Origin of the sequence: Candidatus Sodalis sp. SoCistrobi (genome assembly GCF_900143145.1) — a bacterium.
GTDB lineage: Bacteria > Pseudomonadota > Gammaproteobacteria > Enterobacterales > Enterobacteriaceae > SoCistrobi.
Genome location: NZ_FRDB01000265.1, coordinates 1 through 3,547, shown reverse-complemented (window position 1 = coordinate 3,547; position 3,547 = coordinate 1). Strand labels below are relative to the sequence as shown.

2 protein-coding genes, 3 pseudogenes and 1 other annotated feature are annotated in these 3,547 nt (G+C 57.3%); of the genes and pseudogenes, 1 reads left to right on the top strand and 4 read right to left on the bottom strand.

Going from position 1 to position 3,547, the window contains the following annotated elements; genetic code table 11:
* Positions 1 to 142: 142 nt before the first annotated feature.
* The 4 genes and pseudogenes from CINSTRO3249_RS17755 to CINSTRO3249_RS14105 all read right to left on the bottom strand — a co-directional run.
* A pseudogene (locus tag CINSTRO3249_RS17755) lies at positions 143 to 247 on the bottom strand (sugar ABC transporter permease YjfF); the annotation flags it as partial.
* Complete coding sequence (gene ytfT, locus CINSTRO3249_RS14115; RefSeq protein ID WP_305781687.1) at positions 247 to 1,263, bottom strand: galactofuranose ABC transporter, ATP-binding protein YtfT; 1,017 nt, start codon at positions 1,261 to 1,263, stop codon at positions 247 to 249. The pseudogene CINSTRO3249_RS17755 and the gene ytfT, both read right to left, overlap by 1 nt.
* Positions 1,253 to 2,773, bottom strand: coding sequence for a sugar ABC transporter ATP-binding protein (locus CINSTRO3249_RS14110; protein ID WP_074013728.1), 1,521 nt, complete (start codon positions 2,771 to 2,773; stop codon positions 1,253 to 1,255). Before CINSTRO3249_RS14110 ends, ytfT begins: the two co-directional genes overlap by 11 nt.
* 65 nt (positions 2,774 to 2,838) lie before the next feature.
* Positions 2,839 to 3,132, bottom strand: a pseudogene (locus CINSTRO3249_RS14105) (sugar ABC transporter substrate-binding protein); the annotation flags it as partial.
* Positions 3,133 to 3,181: 49 nt separating this feature from the next.
* Here CINSTRO3249_RS14105 and CINSTRO3249_RS14100 point away from each other — a divergent pair.
* Positions 3,182 to 3,503 (top strand): annotated as a pseudogene (locus CINSTRO3249_RS14100) (transposase); the annotation flags it as partial.
* Positions 3,461 to 3,547, top strand: a sequence feature (AL1L pseudoknot). This feature is flagged as partial in the annotation. (Overlaps the previous pseudogene by 43 nt.)

The window sequence follows — 3,547 nt, the reverse complement described above, 5'->3', positions numbered from 1 at the left end:
TGCTCATGCTGAGTTTCCAGCACTAGATTAACTGCCCGTTCACGGACTTCCGGAGAGTAACGTTTGGTCGTTGTCATAGAGACCTCCACTTTTAAAGTATAGACTCTAATTTATCCGGGGTGATTCAGATAGATAGATCGCCAAGGACCCGCGTTGAGGCAAAACCCGGATATTGACTCAGGCAGTACAGGTAACCGGCAATGAACACTACGATCGTCATTACCAATGGCAAGTTTCTTTTCAGCATCAGCGGCGCCTCCAGAGCTTCGACAGCGCTATCCGTGGCGACTGCACCATCAGGACCAGCAGCACCACAATCGCTTTCACTACCAGGTTGAATTCGGGCTGGAAGCCGGAAAGCAAGATACCGGTGTTCATGCCCTGAAGAATGAGCGCTCCTACTACCGATAACAGCAAATGGAAACGGCCGCCCAAAAGCGAGCCGCCACCGATGACCACCGCCAAAATGGCGTCCAGCTCCAGCCACAGACCGGCATTATTGGCATCTGCCCCCTGAATATCGGCGGTAATAATAATACCGGCAACGGCGGCGCACAGCCCGCACAGCATATACACCACCATCAGCACCAGACGCGTGTTGACCCCGGCGTTATGCGCCGAACGGATGTTGATGCCGGCCGCCTCGATAAAGAGCCCGAGCGCGGTTTTACGGGTCAGCCCCCATAACAGCAGCAGCATCGCGACGGCGATGATCACCGGAACCGGTAACCATAACAACGCCCCGTGGCCGATCTCGCCAAACGCCGCATTATCGAAAGTGACAATCTGGCCTTCGGTAATCAGCTGCGCCACCCCGCGGCCGGCAACCATGAGAATCAGCGTGGCAACAATCGGTTGCATCCCCAGCACGGCGATAAGAAAACCGTTCCACAACCCACATATAACCCCGGCGGCCAATGCCGCGCCCAGCGCCACCGGTAGCGCGACATTATGGTCAATAAGCGTCGCCGCTACCGCCCCGGCGATCGCCATCACCGCGCCGACGGAAAGATCGATACCGCCCGTGGCAATAACCAGCGTCATGCCCAGTGCTAACAGTGCCACCGGCGCGCCGCGGTTGATGATGTCAATCAGGCTGCCGAACAGCCTGCCGTCCTGAATATGCAGCGAGAAAAAATGCGGCGAGACCAAACCGTCGATAAGCACGATGGCCAGTAGCGCCAGACATTGTGTGCTGCCTGCGGGCATGCTCCAGCGTACCCGCCGCGCGCCGGCCTCTGTGGATAAAGGTTTACTGCTCAAGGGCGGCCTCCTCGGGTTGCGCGGCGATAGCCTGCATAATGCCGGCGACCGAAATCTGTTGGCACTCCAGCTCGGCCACGTGCCGCCGGTCGCGTAATACAATGATGCGATCGGCATAGCCGGCCATTTCTTCCAACTCCGACGAGATTACCAGCAGCGCCATGCCGTCGGCGCACAGCGCCTCGATCGCCCGGATGATATCCGCATGGGCGCTGAGATCGATACCGCGGGTGGGCTCATCCAAAATCAAAAAGCGCGGTTGTGTAGCCAACCAGCGTGACAGTAATACTTTCTGCTGATTGCCGCCGGAGAGATACTGAATCTCCTGTTCCGGGCCGGGGGTGCGGATACTCAACAGGCGGATAAAGGACTCGCTGATGCGCAATTGCTCCCGCAGCGGTAACGGCCGGAACCAGCCGCGCTGCGCCTGTAGCGCCAGAATGATGTTTTCACGCACCGTGGCGGAACCGATAATACCCTCGTTTTTCCGGTCTTCCGGGCAATAGCCGAAACCAAGATGGGCGGCGCGGCGCGGGTTCGTGAGATGAATACGTTTGCCGGCCAGGCGGGCTTCGCCGCTGTCCGCAGGTTTAATACCGAACAGCAGCTGCGCGGTCTCGGTACGGCCGGATCCCAGCAACCCGGCCAGGCCGACGATTTCGCCGGGCCGCACCTGCAAATCAAAGGGCTCCACCGTGCCGCGCCGACCGTATTGATGGAAAGCCACCAGGGGATCCGCGCGGCTCACCGGCCGGTCGGATCGTTTTAAGTCAGCCTCATTGAACATTTTACCCAACATCATTTGCACCAGTTCCAACCGTGGCAACGTGGCGGCGTCGCGGGTGCCGACCAGTTGACCGTTGCGCAACACGGTGATGCGATCGCTGATTTGATAAACCTGATCGAGGAAATTCGTGACGAAGATCATCCCGACGCCTTCGTCGCGCAACTGACGTAATATAGTAAGCAACATCGCGACTTCATTCGCATCCAGGCTGGCGGTAGGCTCGTCAAGGATCAATACCCGTGCGGAAAGATCGACCGCCCGGGCGATAGCCACGATTTGCTGTATCGCGATGGAGTAATTAGCCAAGGGCTGGCTGACATCCACCGCCAAGCCGTATTGGGCCAAAATCTGCCGGGCGCGAGCGTTCATTTTCCGATGCGAAACCAGGCCGAAGGAGACAGGCTCACGGCCGATAAACAGATTGGCCGCCACCGACAGATTCGGTAGCAGGTTGACTTCCTGATAGACGGTCCCGATCCCCATGACTTGCGCGTCGGCGGTATCTTTGGGATCCACCACCCGGCCAGCAAGACGGATCTCGCCAGCCGAGCGCCGATATACACCGGTCAGCGCTTTTATCAGCGTTGATTTACCCGCGCCATTTTCTCCCAACAGTGCAACCACTTCGCCACTATGCAGGGTAAAGTCCACTTGCTGGAGGGCTTTTACGCCGGGAAATTCCACGCTGACGCCTTTAAGCTCCAATAGCGGTGCGGATGCCATGCCTGTTTCCCCCGTCACTAATACACCAGCCGCTACCCTGGCAGGCGGCGAAGTGGTCACCGTTGTTAGTAACCCATGCTCTGCTTGGCGTCATATTCTTGCTTGGCGGTATCCGGCAGCAACAACCGTGAGTCGGTCTGGATAAACTTCGGCGGCGCTTTACCGTCTTTCTTCATCGCCAGCAGCGCATCGAAAGCCGGGCCTGCCATGTTCGGCGTCAACTCGACCGTGGCATTGGCTTCGCCGTTCATCATGGCTTTGAATATATCTGGAACGCCATAGATAGAGATCACTTTGATTTGCGAACCCGGTTTCAGACCCGCCTCTTTAATCGCCTGGATAGCGCCGATGGCCATATTGAATCACCCCGGATAAATTAGAGTCTATACTTTAAAAGTGGAGGTCTCTATGACAACGACCAAACGTTACTCTCCGGAAGTCCGTGAACGGGCAGTTATATCTAGTGCTGGAAACTCAGCATGAGCATGCTTCGCAGTGGAAAGCGATCCAGTCCATTGCACCAAAAATTGGCTGCATACCCGAGACGCTGCGTCTGTGGATCAAGCAACATGAACAGCGGCTGGCGGTGAAAAACAGTCTCAACGCGGATGAACGTCAGCGGCTTAAGGAGCTGGAGCGCGAGAACCGTGAGCTTCGCCGCAGCAACGATATTCTACGACAGGCGTCAGCATATTTTGCCCAGGCGGAGCTCGACCGCCACTGCAAGAAATAGCGTCGTTAACGGTGCCGCTGATAGAACAGCATGGGGTCGAG